Source organism: Pseudoduganella plicata (assembly GCF_004421005.1).
GTDB lineage: Bacteria > Pseudomonadota > Gammaproteobacteria > Burkholderiales > Burkholderiaceae_D > Rugamonas > Rugamonas plicata.
Window position 1 is genome coordinate 4,898,381 of sequence record NZ_CP038026.1, and the last position, 21,923, is coordinate 4,920,303.

General features: G+C 65.4%; 20 protein-coding genes and 2 pseudogenes. 10 read left to right on the plus strand and 12 right to left on the minus strand.

Translation table 11 applies throughout. The features are described from left to right. Positions 1-4: 4 nt before the first annotated feature. On the minus strand, positions 5-1,408 hold the full coding sequence (locus E1742_RS21715) for a glycoside hydrolase family 88/105 protein (RefSeq protein ID WP_134387205.1): 1,404 nt from the start codon (positions 1,406-1,408) through the stop codon (positions 5-7). Between the two features lie 218 nt (positions 1,409-1,626). On the opposite strand from E1742_RS21715, the pseudogene E1742_RS26930 reads away from it, so the two are divergent. Together E1742_RS26930 and E1742_RS27495 are read left to right on the plus strand one after the other, a co-directional pair. Further along, positions 1,627-5,250 (plus strand): annotated as a pseudogene (locus tag E1742_RS26930) (DUF4011 domain-containing protein); the annotation flags it as partial. Positions 5,251-5,432: 182 nt separating this feature from the next. Then, on the plus strand, positions 5,433-6,308 hold the full coding sequence (locus tag E1742_RS27495) for a DUF3320 domain-containing protein (protein WP_503826307.1): 876 nt from the start codon (positions 5,433-5,435) through the stop codon (positions 6,306-6,308). Positions 6,309-6,355: 47 nt separating this feature from the next. Here E1742_RS27495 and E1742_RS21725 read toward each other — a convergent pair whose 3' ends face one another. Together E1742_RS21725 and ispB are read right to left on the minus strand one after the other, a co-directional pair. Continuing rightward, positions 6,356-7,045 (minus strand): FadR/GntR family transcriptional regulator, encoded by a 690-nt coding sequence (locus E1742_RS21725; protein WP_134387206.1) that lies wholly within the window; start codon positions 7,043-7,045, stop codon positions 6,356-6,358. Between the two features lie 11 nt (positions 7,046-7,056). Continuing rightward, the gene (ispB, locus tag E1742_RS21730; protein WP_134387207.1) at positions 7,057-8,040 is read right to left on the minus strand and encodes an octaprenyl diphosphate synthase; all 984 of its coding nucleotides are present in this window, start codon (positions 8,038-8,040) and stop codon (positions 7,057-7,059) included. A 232-nt stretch (positions 8,041-8,272) separates the two neighbouring features. On the opposite strand from ispB, the gene rplU reads away from it, so the two are divergent. From rplU to proB, 4 genes are all read left to right on the plus strand, one after another. Next, positions 8,273-8,584 carry a 50S ribosomal protein L21 gene (gene rplU / locus E1742_RS21735; RefSeq protein WP_130185982.1) on the plus strand — a complete coding sequence of 104 codons (312 nt, stop codon included), beginning with the start codon at positions 8,273-8,275 and terminating at the stop codon, positions 8,582-8,584. Positions 8,585-8,621: 37 nt separating this feature from the next. Next, positions 8,622-8,885: a 50S ribosomal protein L27 gene (rpmA, locus tag E1742_RS21740; protein ID WP_134387208.1), complete on the plus strand. Its 264-nt coding sequence runs from the start codon at positions 8,622-8,624 to the stop codon at positions 8,883-8,885. A 196-nt stretch (positions 8,886-9,081) separates the two neighbouring features. Further along, positions 9,082-10,191: a GTPase ObgE gene (gene obgE / locus E1742_RS21745; protein WP_134387209.1), complete on the plus strand. Its 1,110-nt coding sequence runs from the start codon at positions 9,082-9,084 to the stop codon at positions 10,189-10,191. A 122-nt stretch (positions 10,192-10,313) separates the two neighbouring features. Next, entirely contained in the window at positions 10,314-11,444 is a 1,131-nt protein-coding gene (gene proB / locus E1742_RS21750; RefSeq protein WP_189568662.1) for a glutamate 5-kinase, read from the plus strand. Positions 11,445-11,581: 137 nt separating this feature from the next. Here the strand turns inward: proB and nth are convergent, their stop codons facing one another. Together nth and rsxB are read right to left on the minus strand one after the other, a co-directional pair. Continuing rightward, positions 11,582-12,229, minus strand: a complete 648-nt coding sequence (nth, locus tag E1742_RS21755; protein WP_134387210.1) for an endonuclease III — start codon at positions 12,227-12,229, stop codon at positions 11,582-11,584. Beyond that, positions 12,226-12,936, minus strand: a complete 711-nt coding sequence (gene rsxB / locus E1742_RS21760; RefSeq protein ID WP_229466207.1) for an electron transport complex subunit RsxB — start codon at positions 12,934-12,936, stop codon at positions 12,226-12,228. Before rsxB ends, nth begins: the two co-directional genes overlap by 4 nt. 227 nt (positions 12,937-13,163) lie before the next feature. Between rsxB and E1742_RS21765 the strand changes: the two genes are divergently transcribed. Further along, the gene (locus tag E1742_RS21765; protein WP_166793534.1) at positions 13,164-13,892 is read left to right on the plus strand and encodes a substrate-binding periplasmic protein; all 729 of its coding nucleotides are present in this window, start codon (positions 13,164-13,166) and stop codon (positions 13,890-13,892) included. A gap of 76 nt (positions 13,893-13,968) precedes the next feature. Here E1742_RS21765 and E1742_RS21770 read toward each other — a convergent pair whose 3' ends face one another. The 3 genes and pseudogenes from E1742_RS21770 to fdxA form a co-directional block, all read right to left on the minus strand. Next, entirely contained in the window at positions 13,969-15,204 is a 1,236-nt protein-coding gene (locus E1742_RS21770; protein WP_134387213.1) for a polyhydroxyalkanoate depolymerase, read from the minus strand. A 233-nt stretch (positions 15,205-15,437) separates the two neighbouring features. Then, a pseudogene (locus E1742_RS21775) lies at positions 15,438-16,504 on the minus strand (NAD(P)/FAD-dependent oxidoreductase). Between the two features lie 103 nt (positions 16,505-16,607). Next, positions 16,608-16,931: a ferredoxin FdxA gene (fdxA, locus tag E1742_RS21780; RefSeq protein ID WP_134387214.1), complete on the minus strand. Its 324-nt coding sequence runs from the start codon at positions 16,929-16,931 to the stop codon at positions 16,608-16,610. Between the two features lie 734 nt (positions 16,932-17,665). Between fdxA and E1742_RS21785 the strand changes: the two genes are divergently transcribed. Continuing rightward, the gene (locus tag E1742_RS21785) at positions 17,666-18,922 is read left to right on the plus strand and encodes a putative Na+/H+ antiporter (protein WP_134387215.1); all 1,257 of its coding nucleotides are present in this window, start codon (positions 17,666-17,668) and stop codon (positions 18,920-18,922) included. 36 nt (positions 18,923-18,958) lie between these two features. Beyond that, positions 18,959-19,234 carry a polyhydroxyalkanoic acid system family protein gene (locus E1742_RS21790; protein ID WP_229466209.1) on the plus strand — a complete coding sequence of 92 codons (276 nt, stop codon included), beginning with the start codon at positions 18,959-18,961 and terminating at the stop codon, positions 19,232-19,234. An 84-nt stretch (positions 19,235-19,318) separates the two neighbouring features. On the opposite strand, the gene E1742_RS21795 is transcribed toward E1742_RS21790, so the two are convergent. Both E1742_RS21795 and E1742_RS21800 read right to left on the minus strand, forming a co-directional pair. After that, the gene (locus tag E1742_RS21795) at positions 19,319-19,573 is read right to left on the minus strand and encodes an acyl-CoA-binding protein (RefSeq protein ID WP_134387217.1); all 255 of its coding nucleotides are present in this window, start codon (positions 19,571-19,573) and stop codon (positions 19,319-19,321) included. 179 nt (positions 19,574-19,752) lie between these two features. Further along, on the minus strand, positions 19,753-20,040 hold the full coding sequence (locus E1742_RS21800) for an HU family DNA-binding protein (RefSeq protein WP_050409188.1): 288 nt from the start codon (positions 20,038-20,040) through the stop codon (positions 19,753-19,755). A gap of 294 nt (positions 20,041-20,334) precedes the next feature. On the opposite strand from E1742_RS21800, the gene E1742_RS21805 reads away from it, so the two are divergent. After that, complete coding sequence (locus tag E1742_RS21805) at positions 20,335-21,138, plus strand: anti-sigma factor family protein (RefSeq protein WP_229466211.1); 804 nt, start codon at positions 20,335-20,337, stop codon at positions 21,136-21,138. 87 nt (positions 21,139-21,225) lie between these two features. Here the strand turns inward: E1742_RS21805 and E1742_RS21810 are convergent, their stop codons facing one another. Further along, positions 21,226-21,435 (minus strand): hypothetical protein, encoded by a 210-nt coding sequence (locus E1742_RS21810; protein ID WP_134387219.1) that lies wholly within the window; start codon positions 21,433-21,435, stop codon positions 21,226-21,228. Beyond that, entirely contained in the window at positions 21,435-21,791 is a 357-nt protein-coding gene (locus E1742_RS21815) for an FKBP-type peptidyl-prolyl cis-trans isomerase (protein WP_134387220.1), read from the minus strand. Before E1742_RS21815 ends, E1742_RS21810 begins: the two co-directional genes overlap by 1 nt. Between the last annotated feature and the right edge of the window lie 132 nt (positions 21,792-21,923).

The window sequence follows — 21,923 nt, forward strand, 5'->3', positions numbered from 1 at the left end:
CCTTTCAATGGTGTTCGCTGTAGTCGGTCTTGCCCGCGCCTTTCGGCTGGTAGTGATACGTGCGGACCTTGTATTCGATGTTCACGTTCGGGTTCTTCAGCAGGCGCAGCATCTCGGCGCCGGCCAGCAGCATCGGACCGTAGCCGTGCAGCGCGTGCACGCTGGTCGGGCGGTGGTAGTAGTACACCTGGTCGCCCGCCAATGTCGTGCCGACGCACGTGCCCTCGACTTGGCCCTGTGCGTTGATCTTCGTCGACAGGCCCGCCCATCCCGCCTGCGCGACGGAACCGTACGCGGTCGGGCTGATCCACCCCTGGTTGATGGCGTGGGCGATCGTGTAGACGAACATGGCGCTGGCCGACGTCTCCAGGTACGAGTCGTTGCGGTCGATCATCTGGTGCCACAGGCCCGTGCCGGACTGGCGTTCGGCGATCCCCTTCAGTGCCGCGCGCAGCTGGTTCAGCACCTTGTCGTAGCCCGGATGGTCCTTCGGCAGCACGTCCAGCAGGTCGCTCATCGCCAGCACCGCCCAGCCGTTCGCGCGCGACCAGTAGAACCGCGGCGACTCCGGCGCATTGGCATGCCAGCCGTGAGTGTAGATACCCAGTTCGGCGTTGAACAGGTACTTGCTCATATTGAGCACATTGTTGACTGCATCGTCGTAGTACTTGCGTTCACCCGTCATGCGGCCCATTTCCGCCAGCGCCGGGATGCTCATGTACATATCGTCGCCCCACAGCGAGACGGCCTGCGGGCGCTTGCGCGCCATCGTGCCGTCGGGGAGGCGGAACTGCTTGTTGGCGACCCAGTCGCCGCAGGTGGCGATCATCCCGGACAAATCCGGGCCGACCTTCGCCGCGCGGGCACGCATCAGCGCCGCGCACATCGAGCCGGCATCGTCCAGCGCGCGCGGATCGAGGAAGCGCGCGAAACTGTTGGCACGCTGCAGGTGGAACTTGTTCTCCTGCGCGCGGAAGTAGGGCAGCTTGTCGGCGAAGAACTGCAGGTGGCGCTGCGTCATCGCGGTGAAGCTCCTGTCGCCAGTGACCTGGGCGGCCTGCAGCAGGCCGGAATGGACGACGCCCATTTCGTAGACCAGGATGCCGTAGTCGCCCGCGGCGTCCTCGAACTTCGCTTCGGCTATCGGGTTCTTGAAGTCCGTGATCGGCGCGCCGGTCTTGCGGTTGACGACGCGGGTCGGCGTCGCCTTGTCCATGTATGCGCGAATGCGGTTCAGCGCATCGGTGATCTCCGCCGCCACCGGCATCTTGTACGGCACGGGATAGGTGCCTTCGGAGACGTCCTTCAGGTTCTTGTTGTCGGGATTGCGGAAAGGGCCTTCGGCATGGGCCGTGCCCAGCAGCGTGCAGCAGGCCAGGGCGGCCAGCATGAGTGTCGTCTTCTTCACCTTGTCTCCGTCGCGCAGGGGCGTGCGCAGTGATTTGCTGTTAGATTGGTCAGGCCATTCTAAAGTGGTCCGGCCAGTTGTGCAAGGCGGGCTGACCGCCTGCAACAGCCTGCGTGACGACGGTTGCGCCGGATTTCGTCAGGAAACATGGTTTTACTATAATCCCGGGATACGGGCGCGGCGGCGTGCCTCATCTTGCAATCCGACAGAGGCAGCACATGACAATTCCCACCGAAGGCGGCGCATCCCATACGGCTGCGAACCTGCAGCGCCTGTTCGACGACACCCGCCGCCGGCTGGTGGAGACGGGCACGCGCAACCGCCTCGTGCACGTCAACCGCGCCAACACGCGCGGCAACGTGATCGCCATCGTCAACGAACGCCCGGACGACGCCTACGCCCTCCTTGCCGGCGGCAAGGCGATGCGTTTCCGCCCGCTGGGCAGCGATGCGGACGAACCCGAGGACGCCGCGAACACCGTGCGCCTGGCCGATGCGGGAGAAGAGGGTTTCGAGCCGGAGCGCTTCCGCGACGGCTGGCTGGAAACGCGCCTGGGGCCGGATGCGCTGCAGAAGCGCCTGCTCAAAATCGCCCGGGAGGCGAGAACGGCGGAAGAGGAGTCGGGCGTCAACGTGCTGTACCTGGCGCTGGGATTCCTGACCTGGATCGAGCAGAAGCCGGGCGCGCCCGTGCGCGAGGCGCCGCTGGTGCTGCTGCCGGTGGAACTGGCGCGCAATGCGCGCACGTCCACATACGATCTGCGCCTGCGCGACGAGGACATCGTCACGAACCTGCCGCTGCAGCAGCGCCTGAAGGAGGACTTCGGCATCGTGCTGCCCGAGCTGGAGATCGACGAAGGCTGGACGCCGGCCGCCTATTTCGCGCAGGTGGAAGCGGTGGTGGCCGCAGGCAGCGGCTGGAAGGTGGACCGCGACGGCATGCAGCTGGGCTTCTTCTCGTTTTCCAAGCTGCTGATGTACCGCGACCTGGCGCCGGACGCGTGGCCGGACGGCGCCATTGCCGGCCACGCGCTGACGCGCGGCCTGCTGTTCGAAGGCTTTGCGCCCACGCCGCCGCTGGCCGCACCGGCGGACCGGCTGGACGACGTGCTGCCGCCGGCGCGCATCTTCCACGTCGTCGATGCCGATGCATCGCAGGCCGTCGTCATCGAGGAAGCGCGCCAGGGCCGCAACCTCGTCGTGCAGGGACCGCCCGGCACGGGCAAGTCGCAGACGATCACGAACATCATCGCCGCCGCCGTCCGGGATGGCAAACGGGTGCTGTTCATGGCCGAGAAGATGGCGGCGCTGTCGGTCGTGCACGACCGGCTGGTGCGGGTGGGCCTGCGCGACGTTTGCCTTGAACTGCATTCCCATAACGCCAACAAGAAGGCTGTATTGGCCGAACTGGCCCGCACCCTCAACGCGGCGGGCGAAGCGCCTGCCATGCCGGGCGCGCCCGATGCGCTGACGGCTGCGCTGGCAGACGTGAACGCGCTTGCCGACGAACTGCATCGGCCCATCGGCAACAGCGGCGAAACGGCGTTTTCCGTGCTGGCGCTGCAGGCGCGCCTGATCGGCCAAGGGGTGCCGGCACCGACCATCGATGGCGGGCCCGTTGCAGCCCTGACGCCGCAGGCGCTGGACAGGTTGCTGGCGGACGTGGCCCGCTTCGGCGAACTGCTGGCGGCCGAGGGACCGTTCGACGCGCACCCGTTTGCCGGAACGGGCAATCTCGACCTGCAGCCGGTGGACCTGGCGCGTCTCGGTCCGCTGCTGGAATCGGCGGCGCAGGCGGCGGAGCAGCTGGCGCAGGCACTGCGCGCGGCAGCGGCGATGCTGGGCGTGACATTGCCGCTGACGCGAGGCGCGGGCACGCCGCTGGCCGCCACGCTGGCGGTGCTGCGTGGACTGCCGCAGGACGGCCAAGCCGCGGCGGCGCGGATGCTGGCGGCCCCCGACTTGCCCCGGCTGCGCCAGGCGCTGGCGGCGGGCGCCGCCTGGCGCACCGCACGCGACGCGGCCGACGGCACGTTCATCGAGCCGGCGTTTGCCGCTGCCGCGCCGCTGCACCTGCGCGCGCCGCTGATCGCCGGCAGCGAATCGTTCTTCGCCCGCTGGGGCGGCGCGTATCGGGGCGCGTCGCGCGAGCTGGCCGGCCTGTTGCGGGAAGCGCTGCCGAAGCGCGCGCCGGAGCGGCTGGCGCTGGTGGATAGATTGATCGACGTGCGCACGCGCCGCGAAAAGTGGCAGGCCGACGAAGCGTTCTGTGCGACGCTGCTCGGCGACCTGTGGCGCGGCGAGCAGACCGACTTCGCCCGCCTGCTGCCGGTCGCCGACTGGTGTATCTCCGCGCTGGCGGCACCACTGCGGCTCGCGCCGGAAACCATGCTGGCCGTGGCGGCGCGCTCGGCCCAGATCGACTCCCTGCTGATCGCGATGGCGACGGCCGAACGGGGCATGGCGCCGCTGGACGAAGCGCAGGCCACGCTGCGCCTGGATCTGGCGGACGTCGAACTGGACGCGATCGTACGCCGGCTGCGCCGGATGGCGTTGACGATGCCCCGCTATGGCGGCTGGGTGGCATTGCAGAGGGCATGCGCTGCATTGATCGACGCGGGCGTGACCGAGGTGGCCGGGCGCATGCGCGCCGGGACGCTGGCGGCCGATGCCGCCATGGTCGAAATCCGCTTCGCGCGGGCGGAAACGCTGTGGAACGCGGCGCGCGAGGCGTCGCCCGTGCTGCGCGACGTGGGCGGCCAGGACCGGCATGCGCTGGTGGCGCGCTTTGTCGCGCTGGAGCGGCAGCACCTGAAGGACAACGTCACCGCCATCGTTGCCGGCCACCTGGCGCAGGTGCCGCAGGGTGCGATGGGCGAGATGAAGGTCGTGCGCGGCGAGATCGGCAAGAAGCGCGGCCATATGGCGCTGCGCAAGCTGTTCTCCAGCGCCGGCACGGCCCTGCAGCGCATCAAGCCCGTCATGCTGATGAGCCCCATCTCGGTGGCGCAGTATGTACCGCCGGGCGCATTGGCGTTCGACCTGCTGATCATCGACGAGGCGTCGCAGGTGCGGCCCGAGGATGCGCTGGGCGCCATTGCGCGGGCGGGCCAGATCGTCGTCGTGGGCGACCAGAAGCAGCTTCCGCCGTCGTCGTTCTTCGATCGCCTGCTCAGTGACGAAACGGCCGACGAGGCGGAGGACGAGGCGCCGGAAGAAGAGGAAGGCGCGCAACTGCTCGGCACCGCGGCCAGCGTGGGCACGATGGAAAGCGTGTTGAGCCTGTGCGAAGCGCGCGGGCTGTCCGGGCGCATGCTGCAGTGGCACTACCGCTCGCGCGACCCGTCGCTGATCCGCGTGTCGAACGCCGAGTTTTACGGCGACGGGCTGTTCCTGCCGCCGTCGCCGCTGGAAAAGGATCCGGCGTTCGGCCTGTGCTTCACGCGCGTGGCCGGTGTGTACGACAAGGGCGGCAAGCGCGATAACCGGATCGAAGGCGATGCCGTGGTAGCCCGCGTGGCCGAGCACGCGCGCCGGCATCCGGACCTGTCGCTGGGCATCGTCACGTTCTCATCGAGCCAGCGCAACCTGATCACGGAGCTGCTGGAACTGAGCCGGCGCGCCGATCCCGTTCTCGACGCGTTCCTGCGCGAGGGGAGAAGCGAGGATGTCTTCGTCAAGAATATCGAGAACGTGCAGGGCGACGAACGCGATGTGATCCTCGTCAGCGTCGGCTACGGCCCCACCGTGGCGGGCGGCCATCTTGCCAGCATGTCCTTCGGGCCGGTCAATGCCGATGGCGGCGAGCGCCGGCTGAACGTGCTGTTTACCCGCGCGCGCCTGCGCTGCGAGGTGTTCGCGTCGTTCGACCCGGCCGATATCGATCCGGCCCGCACCAGCCGCGCCGGGCCGCGCATCCTGAAGCGCTTCCTCGAGGCGGCTCGCGATCGGGGACCTTCGCGGCGGCGGCCGGCATGGCGGCCTCGACGCCGCTGGAGCAGGACGTGGCGGACGTCATCCGCGGCATGGGTTATCTCGTCGATGTGCAGGTGGGCTCCCCGGGCTTCCACGTGGATCTGGGCGTGCGCCATCCCGAGCGGCCGGATACGTATCTGCTGGCGCTGGAATGCGACGGCCCGACGTGGCGCGATGCGCGCTGGGCCCGCGAGCGCGAGCGGCTGCGCCAGGAGGTGCTGCGGCATCTGGGCTGGCGCCTGCACCGGATCTGGAGCACCGACTGGTTCTATCGGCGCGACGGCGAGATCGAGCGGCTGCGGATGGCGCTCGATGCGGCGCTGGACGAGGCGCGCCTGGCGGTGCAGCAGGCGGTGTCGATGGACGGCGCCAATGGCGCCACGCCGCCGGTCGTTGCGGCCGAGCCGGAGGAACCCGTGCTGGCGCCGGCTGCCGCGCCACGGGTGCCGTTATATGCGCGCTGTGTCGTGCCGATGGGCGATGGCGAGCCGCACGAATTGCCGCCGGCGCAGCTGGCGGCGCTGGTCGAGCGCATCGTGACGGAAGAGGGGCCGATCCACGTGGAGGAGGCGGCGCGGCGCGTGGCTGCCTGCTTCGGCAAGGACAAGGCCGGGGCGCGCATCCTGGCGGCGACGCGCACCGCGCTGGAAGGCGCTGGGCTGCTGTCGGACGGGACGTTCTGGTACACGCAGGCGCAGTTCGAGGCACCGCCGGTGCGCGACAGGTCGCAGGAGACGGGCACCGTCGTCAAGGCGGGCAGTATTTCGATGCTGGAGATGGGGGCCGCGTTAAGGCTGGCGCGGGAGGAAAATGCCGGCGGCTCGGATGCGGAGATGATCCGCTGCGCGGCGCGCCTGCTGGGGTTCAAGCGCGTGGGGCCGGAGTTAAGCGAGCGGCTGGCGGCGGGGTTGGCGCAGCAGGTTTGAGAGCTTGTCCTCGGTGCTTCGGAAACCGGTGCCTGTCACCGGTTTTTTCAGCCGCGCGAGAACGTGCGCGTCACGCGCTCCAGGTGGGCGCGCATGGCGTGCCGCGCGCCGGCCGGGTCGTGTGCGGCGATGGCTTCGAGGATCTTGCGGTGGTCCGGCAGCGTTTCCAGCCGCAGTTCCTCGGTCTGGTAATGCTCCTTCAGCTTGTGCCACAAGGAGCCGCGGTTGTTCCACAGGTATTCGATGACGCCGACAAAGGCGGTATTGCCCGTCGCGCGGGCGATCGCCAGGTGGAAGTTGCGGTCGGCCTGCTCGTTGCTGGCGCGGTCCTCGTGGTGGCGTTCCATCTCTTCGACAGCGCGCAGGATCGCGTCCACATGCGCAGCGGTCGCCACCTTGGCGGCGATGGCGGCGATTTCCGATTCGATCAGGCGGCGCGCGGCCAGCACTTCGAACGGGCCAGGGCCGGTTTCCGGCACTTCGGCAGGCAGCGGCCGTTCGCAGACGTAGACGCCCGAGCCGCCACGCACTTCCACCACGCCGCCCAGTTCGAGCGCGATCAGCGCTTCGCGCAGCGAGGCGCGGCTGACGGAGAGCTTGGCGGACAGTTCCCGCTCGGCCGGCAGGCGCGCGCCGGGTGCGATCTTTTCATCCTGGATCAGCTGCTGGACGCGCTCGGCCACGACGCGGTACAGGCGCGGTTCGGGGGTGCCGTTGTCGCCATTGGGCTTTTTCATGGCGCTGCGGCTCAATGGTTACGGTCGACGGCGAAGCGGGCCAGCTGCAGCAGCGAGTCCTTGTAGCGGCTGTCCGGCATGGCGGCGATGGCGTCGATGGCGCGCTGCGCGGCCTTCTGCGCTTCGCGGCGCGTGTAGTCCAATGCGCCGCTGCTGGTGATGGCGGCGAGGATCGCGTCGAAATGCTGTTCGTCGCCCGTCTCGATGCACGAGCGCACCAGCTGGCGCTGTTCTTCCGTGCCGTGCTCCATCAGGTAGATCAGCGGCATGGTTGGCTTGCCCTCGCGCAGGTCGTCGCCCACGTTCTTGCCGATTTCGCTGGCGTCGCCCGCGTAATCGAGCACGTCGTCGATCAGCTGGAACGCGGTGCCCAGCGAGCGGCCGTATTCGCCGGCAGCGGCGATCTGTTCGTCGTTCGCACCGGCGACCAGGGCGCCCAGTTCGGCGGCCGCCTCGAACAGCTTGGCCGTCTTGGAACGGATCACCTGCAGGTAGCTGTCCTGCGTTACGTCCGGGTCGTGCATGTTCAAGAGCTGCAGCACTTCGCCTTCGGCGATGACGTTGGTGGCATCGGACAGGATGCTCATGATGCGCATATTATTCAGCGACACCATCATCTGGAAGGCGCGCGAGTACAGGAAGTCGCCCACCAGCACGGAGGCCGCGTTGCCGAACAGCGCATTGGCCGTGGCGCGGCCGCGGCGCAGCGACGATTCGTCGACGACGTCGTCGTGCAGCAGGGTCGCGGTGTGAATGAATTCGACGACCGCTGCCAGCTCGTGATGCGCCGCGCCCTTGTACGAATAGGCGTTCGCCACCAGCAACACCAGCACCGGCCGGATCCGCTTGCCACCGGCGCTGATGATGTACTCCGCAATCTGATTGACCAGCGCGACCTCCGAGTGCAGGCGCTGGCGGATCACGTCATTGACGGCCTCCATGTCGGCGGCAATGGTACTGATGATGTTGTTCTGGCTGGCTGGTTGGGTGGACAAGGCGGACCTGCGTTGGACGGATTGAGGTGGTCCGAATTATACGACATGCACGTGCCACGTTGCCGACATACCACGAGCGGATGCCTTTGTGAATACTTTTTGACGTCGATTTCCCATCCATGTATAATCACAGGTTCCCCGGCATCCGTCCGTTCGTTTTTGTCTCTTGCGAGGCAATGCGTACTGGCGTTGAGCAAGGGATTTTTAATAACATTTGATGAGGTTTCAAATCATGTACGCGGTCATAAAAACCGGTGGCAAGCAATACAAAGTTGTCGCTGGCGAAAAACTCAAAGTAGAACAGATACCTGCTGACATTGGTTCCGAACTCACCATCGATCAAGTCCTCGCCGTCGGCGCGGGCGACAGCATCAAGTTTGGTGCTCCACTGGTTGAAGGTGCAACGGTTCTCGTGAAAGTGGTTTCCCAAGGTCGTCACGACAAGGTCAAGATCTTCAAGATGCGCCGTCGTAAGCACTACCAGAAACACCAGGGCCATCGTCAGAACTACACCGAAATCCAAATCGTTTCGATCAACGGCTAATCGCTGTTGTCAGAATTTAGTCTTCAAGGAGCATTAAATGGCACACAAAAAAGGTGGCGGTACTACCCGCAACGGCCGCGATTCCGAATCAAAACGCCTGGGCGTTAAGGTTTACGGCGGTCAGACGATCAATGCAGGCGGCATCATCATTCGTCAGCGCGGCACCCCGGTGCGCGCCGGCGAAGGCGTTGGCACCGGCAAGGACCACACCCTGTTCGCTCTGGTGAACGGCGTGGTCAAGTTCGTGACCAAAGGCGCTGGCAACCACAAGTTTGTCACCGTCGTTCCAGCTGCGCAGTAATCCACTGGATCACGACAGGCCCTGATTTCTTGCGGCGTCCGCGCCGCAGGGACCGGGCCTGACAGGACGAGAGTCCTGTCCGATGAAGGGCTCTGCCACAGGTGGAGCCTTTTTTGTTTGGCGCTGTCCTCGTTAAGCACTGATACCCGTCAGTGCTTAACGAGTACAGAGCCCACTATTTTTCAGGCGGTACATTATGAAGTTCATCGACGAAGCAAGAATCGAAGTCATCGGCGGCGACGGCGGCAACGGCTGCGCATCGTTCCGACGCGAGAAGTTCCGCCCGTTCGGCGGCCCGGACGGCGGCGACGGCGGCAAGGGCGGCTCTATCTGGGCCGTGGCCGACCGTAACATCAACACGCTGGTCGACTACCGCTATTCGAAGATGCACCGCGCCAGCAACGGCGAAGCGGGCCGCGGCTCCGACTGCTACGGCAAGGGCGCGGACGACGTCACCCTGCGCGTGCCGGTCGGCACCTTGATCATCGACGAAGTGTCCGGCGAAATCATCGCCGACATGACGGAGCACGGCCAGATCGAACTGCTGGCCAAGGGCGGCGAGGGCGGCTGGGGCAATATCCACTTCAAGACGTCGACCAACCGCGCGCCGCGCCAGAAGACGGAAGGCAAGGAAGGCGAACGCCGCGAACTGCGCCTGGAGCTGAAGGTGCTGGCGGACGTGGGCCTGCTGGGCATGCCGAACGCCGGCAAGTCGACGTTCATCACGGCCGTGTCGAACGCCCGTCCGAAGATCGCCGACTACCCGTTCACGACGCTGCACCCGAACCTGGGCGTCGTGCGCGTGTCGCACGAGAAGAGCTTCGTCATCGCCGACATTCCGGGCCTGATCGAAGGCGCCGCGGAAGGTGCGGGCCTGGGTCACCAGTTCCTGCGTCACCTGTCGCGTACGGGCCTGCTGCTGCACATCGTGGACCTGGCGCCGTTCGAGGCGACCGTGGATCCCGTCAAGGAGGCCAAGGCACTCGTCAAGGAGCTGGAGAAGTACGACCAGGAGCTGCTGGACAAGCCGCGCTGGCTGGTGCTCAACAAGGTGGACGTGATCCCGGCGGAAGAACGCGCCAAGCGCGTGAAGGACTTCGTCAAGAAGTTCGGCTGGAAGGGCCCCGTGTTCGAGATCTCCGCGCTGTCGCACGAAGGCACGCAGGAACTCGTCAACGCCATCTACCTGCACCTCGAGGCGAAGCGCCACACCGAGCAGCGCGCGGAAGAAACGCAGATGACGGAAGAGGCGCGCGGCATCTCGTCGATCGACCCGGACGACCCGCGCTTCAAGGTTCTCGATTAAAATCGCAACACCTGGACTTGCCGGACCTGCCACACGCAGGGGCCGGCAACGTCCGCGGCAAAACCGGGCGACCTGCCTGGCGAATCCAGATCCACTTTTCAATAAGAGATTGGCCGCACACCATGAATTCCCCCATTCCTTCGCTGGTTCACAAAGCCAGCCGCCTGATCGTCAAGGTCGGCTCGTCGCTCGTCACCAATGATGGCCGCGGCCTCGATCATGCGGCCATTGCCCGCTGGGCCGCGCAGATCGCCGCGTTGCGCGCGCTGGGCAAACAGGTGGTCCTGGTCAGCTCCGGCGCGATCGCCGAGGGCATGCTGCGCCTGGGCTTCGAGCATCGCCCCACCGATATCCACGCACTGCAGGCCTGCGCGGCCGTCGGCCAGATGGGCCTGGCGCAGATCTACGAAACGAGTTTTCGCGCGCACGGCATCGGCACGGCGCAGGTGCTCCTCACGCATGCCGACCTGGCCGACCGCGAACGCTACCTGAACGCCCGCTCCACACTGACGACGTTGCTGGGCATGGGCGTTGTCCCCATCATCAACGAGAACGACACGGTCGTCACCGACGAGATCAAGTTCGGCGACAACGACACGCTGGGTGCGCTGGTCGCGAACCTGATCGAAGCGGACGTGCTGATTATCCTGACGGACCAGCGCGGCCTGTTCTCGGCCGACCCGCGCAAGGACCCGGCGGCGTACCTGATCGAACGCGCCAGCGCGGGCGACCCGGCCCTGGAAGCGATGGCGGGCGGCGCCGGTTCCAGCCTGGGCCGCGGCGGCATGCTGACGAAAATCCTGGCTGCCAAACGGGCCGCCCGCTCTGGCGCCCATACGGTGATTGCGTTCGGCCGCGAGGAGGGCGTACTGACGCGACTTGCCGGCGGTGAAGCGATCGGCACGGAACTGGAAGCGCAGATGGGCCACCTGACGGCGCGCAAGCAGTGGATGACGGACCACCTGCACACGGCCGGCCAGGTCGTCATCGACGCGGGTGCTGTGGAGAAGCTGTCGCGCGAGGGCAAGTCACTGCTGCCGATCGGCGTAATCGAAGTGCGCGGCGAGTTCGGCCGCGGTGCCGTCATCACCTGCGTCAGCGAAGGCGGCGTCGCCATTGCGCGCGGGCTGTCCAACTACACCAGCAGCGAAGCCCGCCGCATCGTGCGCAAGCCGTCCGGCGAGATCGAAGGCATCCTCGGCTTCGTCGAGGGACCGGAGCTGATCCACCGCGACAATATGGTGCTGCTCTGACAGCCCGATGACAACATCGGGGTCAGGCACGGAAACTGTCACGTCCTCAACAGTTGGCTGGATGAGCCTGGCTAAGCGGCGAGCTTGTGACAGTTTTTGTGCCTGACCCCGTTGTTGTCACGGGCTCAGCCGGCACCCTATACCACCGAAGGCGCCGGCGTTTTGGCCTTGTACTCGCACAGGTCGGCGATCATGCAGTTCCAGCATTGCGGCTTGCGGGCGATGCAGGTGTAGCGGCCGTGCAGGATCAGCCAGTGATGGGCGTCCTGCAGGAATTCCTTCGGCACGAACTTGAGCAGCTTTTGCTCGACGATGTCGACGTTCTTTCCTGGTGCAATCCCGGTGCGGTTCGACACGCGGAAGATGTGCGTGTCGACGGCAATCGTCGGGTCGCCGAAGGCCGTGTTGAGCACGACGTTGGCCGTCTTGCGGCCCACGCCCGGCAGCGACTCCAGCGCCGCGCGGTCGTGTGGCACTTCGCCGCCGTACTGGTCGACGAGGATCCGGCAGGTCGCCATCACGTTCTTGCCCTTGGTCTTGTACAGGCCGATGGTCTGGATGTAGGTCGTCAGTTCGTCCAGCCCCAGGTCCAGGATCTTCTGTGGCGTATTCGCCACCGGATACAGCTTGCGCGTGGCCTTGTTGACGCCCACGTCCGTCGCCTGCGCCGAGAGCAGCACGGCGATCAGCAGTTCGAACGGCGTCGTGTATTCCAGTTCCGTGGTCGGGTGGGGGTTGGCTTCGCGCAGGCGGCGAAAGATCTCGTGACGTTTGGCTGCGTTCATTGGTCTCCTGGCTTCTCGTTGGCGGCTTTGGCCGCTTCGGCCTTCAGGCGCGCCCGCTCCATCGCGGCGGCGATGATGGCGCGCTTGCGTTCCTTCTCCGCCAGCTCGGCGGCGTTGTCGGGGTTCAGGCGGTCGACCGCCTCCATCTTCGCCTGCGCTTTCGCGGCCAGGCGCGCGTCGTTTTCCTGGCGCTCGCGCTGCAGGCGTGCGTTGCGGAAGTCGTGGCGGTCGCGGGCGGCGTCCGCATCCTGCTGCGACCACGCATCCCAGCCCGTCGTCTCCGTCACGGGATACATGACGATGCAGTCGACGGGGCAGGGCTTGACGCACAGGTCACAGCCCGTGCACAGCTCGGGAACGATGGCGTGCATCTGTTTGGCGGCGCCGGCGATGGCGTCCACAGGACACGCCTGGATGCACAGCGTGCAGCCGATACACAACGCTTCATCGATGAAAGCCACGGCGCGCGGGCGCTCCAGGCCGTTGACGGGATTGAGAGGGATGACGGGATGGCCCGTCACGGAGGACAGCCGGCGGATGCCCTCGGCGCCCCCGGGCGGGCACTGGTTGATCTGCGCCGTGCCCGCCGCGATGGCTTCGGCATAAGGCCGGCAGCCGGCGTAGCCGCACTTGGTGCACTGCGTCTGCGGCAGCGCGTCCTCGATGCGGTCGGCAAAGGATTTCGATTCGGTCACGTTGAAGGACAAGGTTGGCGGAACAAACCGACATTATCCTTCATCGGCGCCCGCGCGGCGAAAACCCGGCCTGGCAGGCGGGGCAAGTACGCATTGCCTCAGGGCTGAACTGTCGCACGGGCGCAGGGCTGGGCACGTATGGCGTTCCTGCCGTTGTTATGGGAGCATATTGCATGTACGAAGTGAAGCCAACCCGCCCAGTGGCAAGCCGATGGCGATTCGCCATCGCCGGCATCATCATGTGTGCAGTATCCCTGGTGCGGGCGCAGACGCCGCAGTCGATCCGTCTTGCGGGCGAGGAATGGCCGCCGTATCTCGCGCGCGGGCTGCCTGACGACGGCCTGACCGGGGCGATGCTGCGCGCCGTGCTGGACCGGCTGGGTTATACGGCCACCATCGATTATTTTCCGTGGCGCCGTGCCGTGGAGGTCGGCATGCACGACCCGCGCTATGCCGGCGTCATGCCCGTGCTGCGCACGCCCGAACGTGAAAAGCAGTGCCATTTCTCCACGCCGCTGGGCCGTACCAGCTATGTGCTGGCGTTCCTGAAGGACCAGCCGGTCCGTGCCGGCAGCCTGGCAGGCCTGCGCGAGCTGCGCATCGGTACCGTGTCCGGCTATTCGTACAGTGCCGAATTCGACACGCAGGCGGCGCAGGGCACGCTGACCGTCGAGGAAGCCGTCAACGACGAAACCAACCTGCGCAAACTGCTGTTCCGCCGTTTCCCCGTCGTCGTCATCGACCGCCAGGTGCTGCGCTACCTGCTGGCGAAGCCCACCTTCACCCCAGCCGACAGGGAGCGCATCGGCACCAGCGACGGCCTGTTCCGCGAACGGACGATGCACCTGTGCTTCCGCCGCACGTCCGTCGGCCAGATGCAGCAGCAGGCTTTCGACAACGCGGCGCGCGAGATTGATTTGCCCAGGCTGGAGCGGGAATACTGGCGCCGTATCGGTTACGACGGGTAGATAACAGTACCAGCGGGAACCCGACCCGCCAGAAAAAAAGCCGCCCGAAGGCGGCGGCATTGCAGTGTTGAAGCGGTCAGGCGTGCTGGCGGATGAACGCGGTGATCTTCGGGCAGACGATCTCGCGCCAGCGGCGGCCGGAGAAGATGCCGTAGTGGCCCGCTTGCGGAACCACGAAGTCTTCCTGCATGTCGGCCGGGATGCCGGTGCACAGTTCGTGCGCGGCCTGCGTCTGTCCGGCGCCGGAGATATCGTCCAGTTCACCTTCGATCGTCAGCAGCGCGACGTTGGTGATGTCCTGCGGACGCACCAGCTGGCCGCCCACTTCCCACGTGCCCTTCGGCAGGCTGAATTCCTGGAACACGGTCTTGATCGTGTCGAGGTAGTACTCCGCCGGCATGTCCAGCACGGCGTTGTATTCGTCGTAGAACTTGCGGTGGCTTTCCGCCGGTTCGTCGTCGCCGCGCACGAGGTGCATGTAGAACTCGCGGTGCGACTGCGCGTGGCGCCCCGGGTTCATGGCGATGAAACCGGCATGCTGCAGGAAGCCGGGATAGACCTTGCGGCCGAAGCCCGGGTAGTTCGGCGGCACCGGATAGATCACCGTGTTCTCGAACCACGAGAATGGCTTTTCGGTAGCCAGGTTGTTGACGGCGGTCGGCGATTTGCGCGGGTCGATCGGGCCGCCCATCATCGTCATCGTCTTCGGCAGCTTGGCATCCTTGTTGGTCGCCATCAGCGAGATCGCGGCCAGCACCGGCACGGTCGGCTGGCAGACGGAAATCACGTGCACATCCGGGCCCAGGTGGCGGATGAAGTCCTGCACATAATAGATATAGTCGTCCAGGTGGAACGGACCTTCCGACAGCGGCACCATGCGGGCGTCCGTCCAGTCGGTGATATAAACGTCGTGTTCCGGCAACAGACCGCGCACGGTGTCGCGCAGCAAGGTCGAATGGTGGCCGGACAGGGGCGCCACCAGCAGCACGACCGGCTGTGCCAGATCGCGCGCTTCGGTGTTGGACAGGTCTTTACGGAAGTGCAGGAGGCGGCAGAACGCCTTGGTCACGGCCGCATGTTCGAAAATGCCGACCGGCTTGCCGTCGATGGTGGTCGTGTCGATGCCGAACGCCGGTTTTTCGTAGTCCTTGCCCAGACGGTACAGCAGCTCGTAGCCGGCGGCGATACGTTGCGAAAATGGCGTGTGCGCGAACGGCGATACCGGATTGCTGAACAGTTTCGAAGACGCTTCCGCCCACTGCATCAGCGGGTTCAGAAAGGTGCGTTGCATTTCATGGAGTTGGTAAAGCATAGGAATTCCTGATCGTGAGCGCCGCGAAGAAAAGACATGAACTGGTGCGGTACGGAAATTTATAAGGTCATTATAGGCCGATTTTTCTTGACGTAAAGCATTTTGAAATGCCGCCGGATGTGCCCGAACAACGCAGTGGTGCATGATCGATCAAGCCTGTGTACAACCTTAATGGTGATCCAAAAACAAAAAAAGCAGCGTTTCCGCTGCTTTTGTGTAGGACGGGTCCGAGGTCAGTCGAACACCGGGGACTCGACGCCCAGCACCTTGTGCAATTTCGGCGACGTCGTCGTGTATTGCATGTGGATCTTCTTGTCAGGGAAGATGTACGGCGCGGCGCCAAAGGCGGCCAGCGCGGCTTCATGGAAGCCCGACAGGATCAGTTTCTTCTTGCCCGGGTAGGTGTTGATGTCGCCGACCGCAAAGATGCCCGGCACGTTCGTCTCGAACTTCTCGGTGCTGACGACCTTCAGCTGTTTGCGCTCGATATCCAGGCCCCATTCGGCGATCGGGCCCAGTTTCGGCGACAGGCCGTAGAACACCAGCAGCATGTCCAGCGGCACGCGGCGCGTCACGCCGTCGGCGCCCGTCACGCGCAGTTCGGACAGCTTGCCTTCCTTCTCCTCGATACCGGAGACCTGGCCGATAATAAGCTGCATCTCGTATTCTTCGCACAGCTGTTTCATCTTCGCCACGGACGCGGGGCGGCACGGAAGTCGTCGCGGCGGTGCAGCAGCACGACCGATTCGGCCTTGCCGACGAAGTTCAGGGCCCAGTCCAGCGCGGAGTCGCCGCCGCCGCAGATGACCAGGTTCTTGCCTTCGAACTGCGCCGGATCCTTGACGCGGTAGAACACCTGCGTGCCTTCGTGCGCGTCGATGCCGTCCACTTTCATCGTGCGGGGCTGGAACGAGCCCACGCCGGCAGCGATAAAGATGGTCTTCGTGATGAATCGGGTGCCCAGGCTCGTTTCAACGTCGAAACGACCGTCTTCACGCTTGTGCACGACGGTCACTTCCTGGCCCAGGTGGAACGTCGGGCCGAAGGGCTCGATCTGCTTGAGCAGGCCGTCGGTCAGTTCCTGGCCCGTACACGATGGGATGGCGGGAATATCGTAGATCGGCTTGTCCGGATACAGTTCCACGCACTGGCCGCCGACGGCTGCGAGCGAATCGATCACGTGGGCCTTGATTTCCAGCAGGCCCAGTTCGAAGACCTGGAACAGGCCGACCGGGCCGGCGCCGATAATGACGGCATCGGTTTCGTGGTGACCACCTGGAGGGGTGCTGACGATATTCATAGCGAGTATTTATCCTGTGATTTCAAAGAGAACGTCCTGCCGGCCGCGGCGCAAGACGTGCATCGGCGTCGCCGCCGGGTGCACCGCACTCACGGCACGTGGATCAGCGCACCAGCAGGTGGGCTTTTTCCTTGACGTCCTTGAACTGCTCGGCTTCCGGCAGGGCTGGCTTGGTCTTCGTGATCGAAGGCCAGTTGCGGGACAGGTCCGCATTGATCTTGATGTATTGCTGCTGGTCCGACGGCACGTCTTCTTCGGCGAAGATGGCGTTGACCGGGCATTCGGCCACGCAGACGGCGCAGTCGATGCATTCGTCCGGATCGATTGCCAGGAAATTCGGGCCTTCACGGAAACAATCTACCGGGCAAACATCGACGCAGTCCGTGTAGCGGCAGCTGATGCAAGATTCGGTGACAACGTGGGTCATAGCGGTCCTATTAATGTTGGTGCGCTGGAGTGTGATCATTTCGATCATGGCGCCGCATCCGCCAAGGGCCGGTACTGCGTGGCGCGTTCTGGCGTTTTCCTCAGCCGGCGATGGCTGTTGAAGTCCCCTCCAGCAAAAGCACTGTATTTTAGGGCAATTCGCTCTTTCTCACAATTCAGGCTTAGACACAATACAAATAAGCAAATACGCCCACCGGCCGCGCGTGGCCAGCGAGCGCGGCCGGCATGGGCACGCAGGATCGGGCCGCGCGGATCCCGGCCAGCAGCCGCTCCCACGGCGCGCTGGCCGGGCTGCCGTCCGGGGTGAAGGCGATGCTGTGCCGGCGCCCGTCCGTTTCGGTGGCGACTGTCCAGCTCAGCAGGTCGGCGCCGGTGGTGCCGGCGCTATGGCGGTCGCGGCATCGAAAAAGCGCAGGTTTGCCACGGCCGCCTCCAGCGCCGGGCCGGCCGGGCTGGAGGCGGTGTCGACACTATGCCGCTGCGTCAGGCCGGCGAAACCACCGCTGGACGCGGCCGTGATTTTCAGGGCACCTCCCGCCCGTGACGGTCTCCTGTGCCGGCGCAAATGGTTCGCGCCGGGGAATGCATGGTCGCGCCGACGGCGATCACAATGTTTGATGCAGCACAAGGAGGGGCGTGTGATTTTGCCTACCGGACGCGAGCGGCCGGTGCGTGATTGCCGTCGTACAATGTGAGCTCAACGAGGAGACCGCAGTGACCCCCAGCACCATCCAGATCGCCGGCGCCGCGCTGTTCGCCATTGCCATCCTGCACACCTTCTGCGCCAGGGCCTTCGAGCGCGTGGCCCACCGTTTTCCCGCCCACGCGGGCATCTGGCACCTGCTGGGCGAGGTCGAGGTCGTGTTCGGCTTCTGGGCACTGGTGCTGGTCGCGTTCATTGCCGGGACGGCCGGCACGGGCGACGCCATTGCCTATGTCGACAGCCGCAACTTCACGGAACCGCTGTTCGTGTTCGTCATCATGGTCATTGCCGCCACCCGGCCCATCCTGCAGACGACCAAGGCGGCCGTGGACCTGCTGGCGCGCGCGCTGCCACTGCCGGGTTCGATGGGATTCGTCGTCGTCGTGCTGGCTGTCGTGCCACTGCTGGGCTCCTTCATCACGGAGCCGGCGGCGATGACCCTGGGGGCGCTGATCCTGGCCGAGCGGCTGTATGCGGGCGGCGCTTCCGAACGGTTGAAATATGCCGTCCTTGGCGTGCTGTTCGTCAACGTGTCGATCGGCGGCACCCTGACGCCGTACGCGGCGCCGCCCGTGCTGATGGTGGCGGCCAAGTGGGGCTGGGACCTGCCGTTCATGCTGGCCCATATCGGCTGGAAGGCGGCACTGGCCGTCCTGGTCAACGCTGCCGGCGTCACGCTGCTGTTCGCGCGCGAACTGACGGCGCACCGGCCGGTGCCAACGCCGCCCCAGGAGCGGGTGCCGCTGCCGCTGGTGCTTGTGCACGTGGTGTTTCTGGCCGGTGTGGTGGCGTTCTCGCATCATCCGGCCGTGTTCCTTGGCCTGTTCCTGTTCTTCCTCGGCGTGGCGCAGGCCTATGAACGGTTCCAGGACCGGCTGATCCTGCGCGAAGGGCTGCTGGTGGCGTTCTTCCTGGCCGGCCTCGTCGTGCTGGGCGGCCAGCAGGCATGGTGGCTGCAACCCGTGCTGATGAGCATGAGCAGCGACGCCGTCTTTTATGGCGCGACCGCGCTGACGGCCGTTACCGACAATGCGGCGCTGACTTACCTGGGCTCGCTGGTGGAAGGGCTCAGCGACGAATTCAAATACGCACTGGTGACGGGCGCCGTGACGGGCGGCGGCCTGACGGTGATCGCCAACGCACCGAATCCGGCCGGCATGTCGATCCTCAAGGGTTACTTCGAACTGGAGACGGTGTCGGCCCTGGGTCTGTTCCTGGCGGCGCTGGCGCCGACACTGGTGGCGATCGCGGCTTTCCGCCTTCTGTAGGCCTGTGGCATCATGTCGCCTTTTTGCCCCGACAGCATGATCAATATTATTCAGGAACACAATCTGACGCCGGACGCGGCCCGCGCCGCGGCGGAACAGGTGGCGCAGAAGCTGGCGCGCGAATTCGACCTGGCCTGCCAGTGGCAGGGCGACGTGCTGCGCTTCGAGCGCAGCGGCATCGAAGGCGCGCTGACCCTGCTGCCGCAGCAGGCGCAGATGCAGATCAAGCTGGGGATGATGTACGGGATGTTCGCTCCGGCGATCCAGAGCAAGGTGGCGGAGAAGATGCGCAAGGTCTTCGCCGGCGCTTGAGGTGCTTGAGGTAACAGAAGAAGCACTGGGGACTGGCGCCTCCAGGCGCCGTCCCCGACGTTCAGCGCAGGCTCAAAACAAGGATCAGCCCTTCAGCTCGCTGATCAGGTCGACGTACTGCTGCTGCGCGTCCTCCTGCGACGTACCTTTCAGCGCGGCCCAGGCGTCGTACTTGGCGCGGTTGACGAAGTCCGTCATGCCCGGGCGCTCGCCCGTGGCGTCGCCGCTCGAGCCTTGCTTGTACAGCGCGTAGATCTTCAGCAGCGTCATATTGTCCGGGCGTTCCGGCAGGTTCTTCGAATCGGCCATGGCCTGATCGAACTGTTCTTGCAGACTCATCGTGGTCCTCGGTTGGTTGGCGATGCGCCATCATACAAAATCCGCACGGTCGTGCTGCGCCAAACTGTAGAGTAATCGCTCGAATCGCCTGCGCTGGAACGAAAAACGGCGGTTCAAGACTCGCGCGATGCCAGCCCTGAACCGCCGTTCTGGCGGAAGTTCGGATTACTTTTCCCCGATTACTTCTTCTTGGTCGGGTTAACGGCAGCCTTCAGCGTGGCGCCAGCCGAGAACTTCGGGGTCTTCGATGCGGCGATCTTGATCGCTTCCCCGGTTGCAGGATTACGGCCTTTGCGAGCAGCACGCTTGGCGACGGAGAACGTGCCGAAACCGGTGATGCCGACCGTGTCGCCTTTTTTCAGACGTTCGGTAACGATGGCAATCAGGGTGTTCACTGCATCGTTAGCGGCGGCACCGGACATTTCGGTACGTTTCGCAAATTCTGCAATCAGTTCGCCTTTTTTCATTACTACCTCCTTCGTTAATAGAGGCCGCAGATTAGCATAATATTTGCCGAAAGTAATGCTTTCCAGGCGAACAAACCCATATGGACATTGGGTTTCCACAAAAAAGCGCGGGCGCGACCCTGCCTGCATCGCGCCCCGTCGGCCGCCACGCGCATTTGCTGCACTGCACACTGCGAGCGGGGCGCGGTGCGCGCCCGCGCCGGTGCTAATATGAAGCCGCGTAGCGCGCGCGCCTGGCCGCATGGCGTGCGCGGCAGGGCTCGCGCAAAGGCGCTGACAACTGGCGGGGAGCCGATGATGACCTTTTCCGATGAAACGCTGATGGCGTACGCCGACGGGGAGCTGGACGCCGCCACCCGCCATGCCGTCGAAGCGGCGTGCACGCGGGACGCCGCGCTGGCGCGGCGCATCGAACACTACAAGATGCGGCGTGCGAACGTATTTGCCGGGTTCGCGCCTGGCGACGACGCCTCCCGCCGGCGCGTGCGGCCGTTGCCTCCCGGCCGGACCGCCACCGTCGTCAGCCTCGATGCCGTGCGTGCCCGGCGCGAAGCGTCGCAACAGGCAGCCCGCAAGGCCAGCCGTGCACCCGGCTGGTCATGGCGCGAGTGGAGCGCGTTGGGCGCCGTGCTGGTGCTGGCCGGGCTTGCCGGTAAATTCGGCATCGATTATCTGCATGAGGACGATATCCGCAGCGATCTCGTGACCAGCCGCGACGGCACCCTGGTGGCACAGGGCCGGCTGGCGGCGGCGCTGGAGCAGCAGCCATCCGCCCCGTCATTACGCGGCGCCGTGCCGGCAACGGGCGCCGTGCGCATCGGCATGTCGTTCGTGTCCACGGAAGGCGGTTACTGCCGCAGTTTCGCCAGCGGCAACGGCAGCGGCCAGATCGACGGCCTGGCCTGCAAGGCCGGCGCGGAGTGGCGCATTCCCGTGCTGGTGCAGAATCCCCGGCCCGCGGCGGCAGGCACGGCGCGTGCCGCCATCGTCGATGCGATGCCTTCCCAGGTGGAGCTGTCGATCGAGCAGCGCATGTCGGGCGAAGCGCTTGACGCAAAGGCCGAAGCGGCGGCTATGCACAGGAACTGGCAACGGTGAAGCAACCTGCAAAAAGCACCCTACAAAACAAGAAAGGCACCGCAAGGTGCCTTTCTTGTTTTGACGATCGTAGCCGCGTGGTGCAGCTTACTTTTTCTCGTCGTCGTCGTCGTCCGACCCGAGGGCCGCCTTGCCGACATAGACCACGCCTTTGCCGGCCGCCACGCCCACGTCAACGGCCGTCGATGCGACGGTGACGCCGGCACCGACCACGGCGCCCGTCACGGCGACGACGGCGCAGCCGGACAGCACGGTGCCGGCGGCGAAGAGGAGCAGGGTGAGGGCCGGGAGGCGCATTACACGCCCAGCAGTTCGACGTCGAAGATCAGCGTGGCGTTCGGTGGAATCACGCCGCCCGCGCCGCGCGCGCCGTAGCCCAGGTCGGCCGGGATGATCAGCTGACGGGTACCGCCCACTTTCATGCCCTGCACGCCTTCGTCCCAGCCGCGGATCACCATGCCGGCGCCCAATGCGAACTCGAACGGGTCATTGCGGTCCTTGCTGGAGTCGAACTTCGCGCCCTTGCTGCCGTCGTCGTTGCGCAGCCAGCCCGTGTAATGCACGGTCACGTTCTGGCCGGCTTTCGCTTCGGCGCCGTCGCCCACGGTGACGTCGTCGTACTGCAGGCCGGATGGGGTGGTGGTGATGGACATGATGTTCCTTTGATAGTGTCAGTCGAGCTGCCGATTGTAGTCCAAGGGAGGGCAAAGCGCCATGTCGGACGCAGCTTGTCGGGACGGCATTGCAAGCCCGTTAATAGTACCTGCGCGGTACCTGCGCGGCGC

Excerpts from the sequence above, each read along its gene's own strand:
- E1742_RS27495 (WP_503826307.1), top strand. The coding sequence starts at position 5,433 with ATGGGTTATCTCGTCGATGTGCAGGTGGGCTCCCCGGGCTTCCACGTG.
- E1742_RS21725 (WP_134387206.1), bottom strand. The coding sequence starts at position 7,045 with ATGAAAAAGCCCAATGGCGACAACGGCACCCCCGAACCGCGCCTGTAC.
- rplU (WP_130185982.1), top strand. The coding sequence starts at position 8,273 with ATGTACGCGGTCATAAAAACCGGTGGCAAGCAATACAAAGTTGTCGCT.
- rpmA (WP_134387208.1), top strand. The coding sequence starts at position 8,622 with ATGGCACACAAAAAAGGTGGCGGTACTACCCGCAACGGCCGCGATTCC.
- obgE (WP_134387209.1), top strand. The coding sequence starts at position 9,082 with ATGAAGTTCATCGACGAAGCAAGAATCGAAGTCATCGGCGGCGACGGC.
- proB (WP_189568662.1), top strand. The coding sequence starts at position 10,314 with ATGAATTCCCCCATTCCTTCGCTGGTTCACAAAGCCAGCCGCCTGATC.
- nth (WP_134387210.1), bottom strand. The coding sequence starts at position 12,229 with ATGAACGCAGCCAAACGTCACGAGATCTTTCGCCGCCTGCGCGAAGCC.
- E1742_RS21765 (WP_166793534.1), top strand. The coding sequence starts at position 13,164 with ATGTGTGCAGTATCCCTGGTGCGGGCGCAGACGCCGCAGTCGATCCGT.
- E1742_RS21770 (WP_134387213.1), bottom strand. The coding sequence starts at position 15,204 with ATGCTTTACCAACTCCATGAAATGCAACGCACCTTTCTGAACCCGCTG.
- fdxA (WP_134387214.1), bottom strand. The coding sequence starts at position 16,931 with ATGACCCACGTTGTCACCGAATCTTGCATCAGCTGCCGCTACACGGAC.
- E1742_RS21790 (WP_229466209.1), top strand. The coding sequence starts at position 18,959 with ATGATCAATATTATTCAGGAACACAATCTGACGCCGGACGCGGCCCGC.
- E1742_RS21795 (WP_134387217.1), bottom strand. The coding sequence starts at position 19,573 with ATGAGTCTGCAAGAACAGTTCGATCAGGCCATGGCCGATTCGAAGAAC.
- E1742_RS21800 (WP_050409188.1), bottom strand. The coding sequence starts at position 20,040 with ATGAAAAAAGGCGAACTGATTGCAGAATTTGCGAAACGTACCGAAATG.
- E1742_RS21805 (WP_229466211.1), top strand. The coding sequence starts at position 20,335 with ATGATGACCTTTTCCGATGAAACGCTGATGGCGTACGCCGACGGGGAG.
- E1742_RS21810 (WP_134387219.1), bottom strand. The coding sequence starts at position 21,435 with ATGCGCCTCCCGGCCCTCACCCTGCTCCTCTTCGCCGCCGGCACCGTG.
- E1742_RS21815 (WP_134387220.1), bottom strand. The coding sequence starts at position 21,791 with ATGTCCATCACCACCACCCCATCCGGCCTGCAGTACGACGACGTCACC.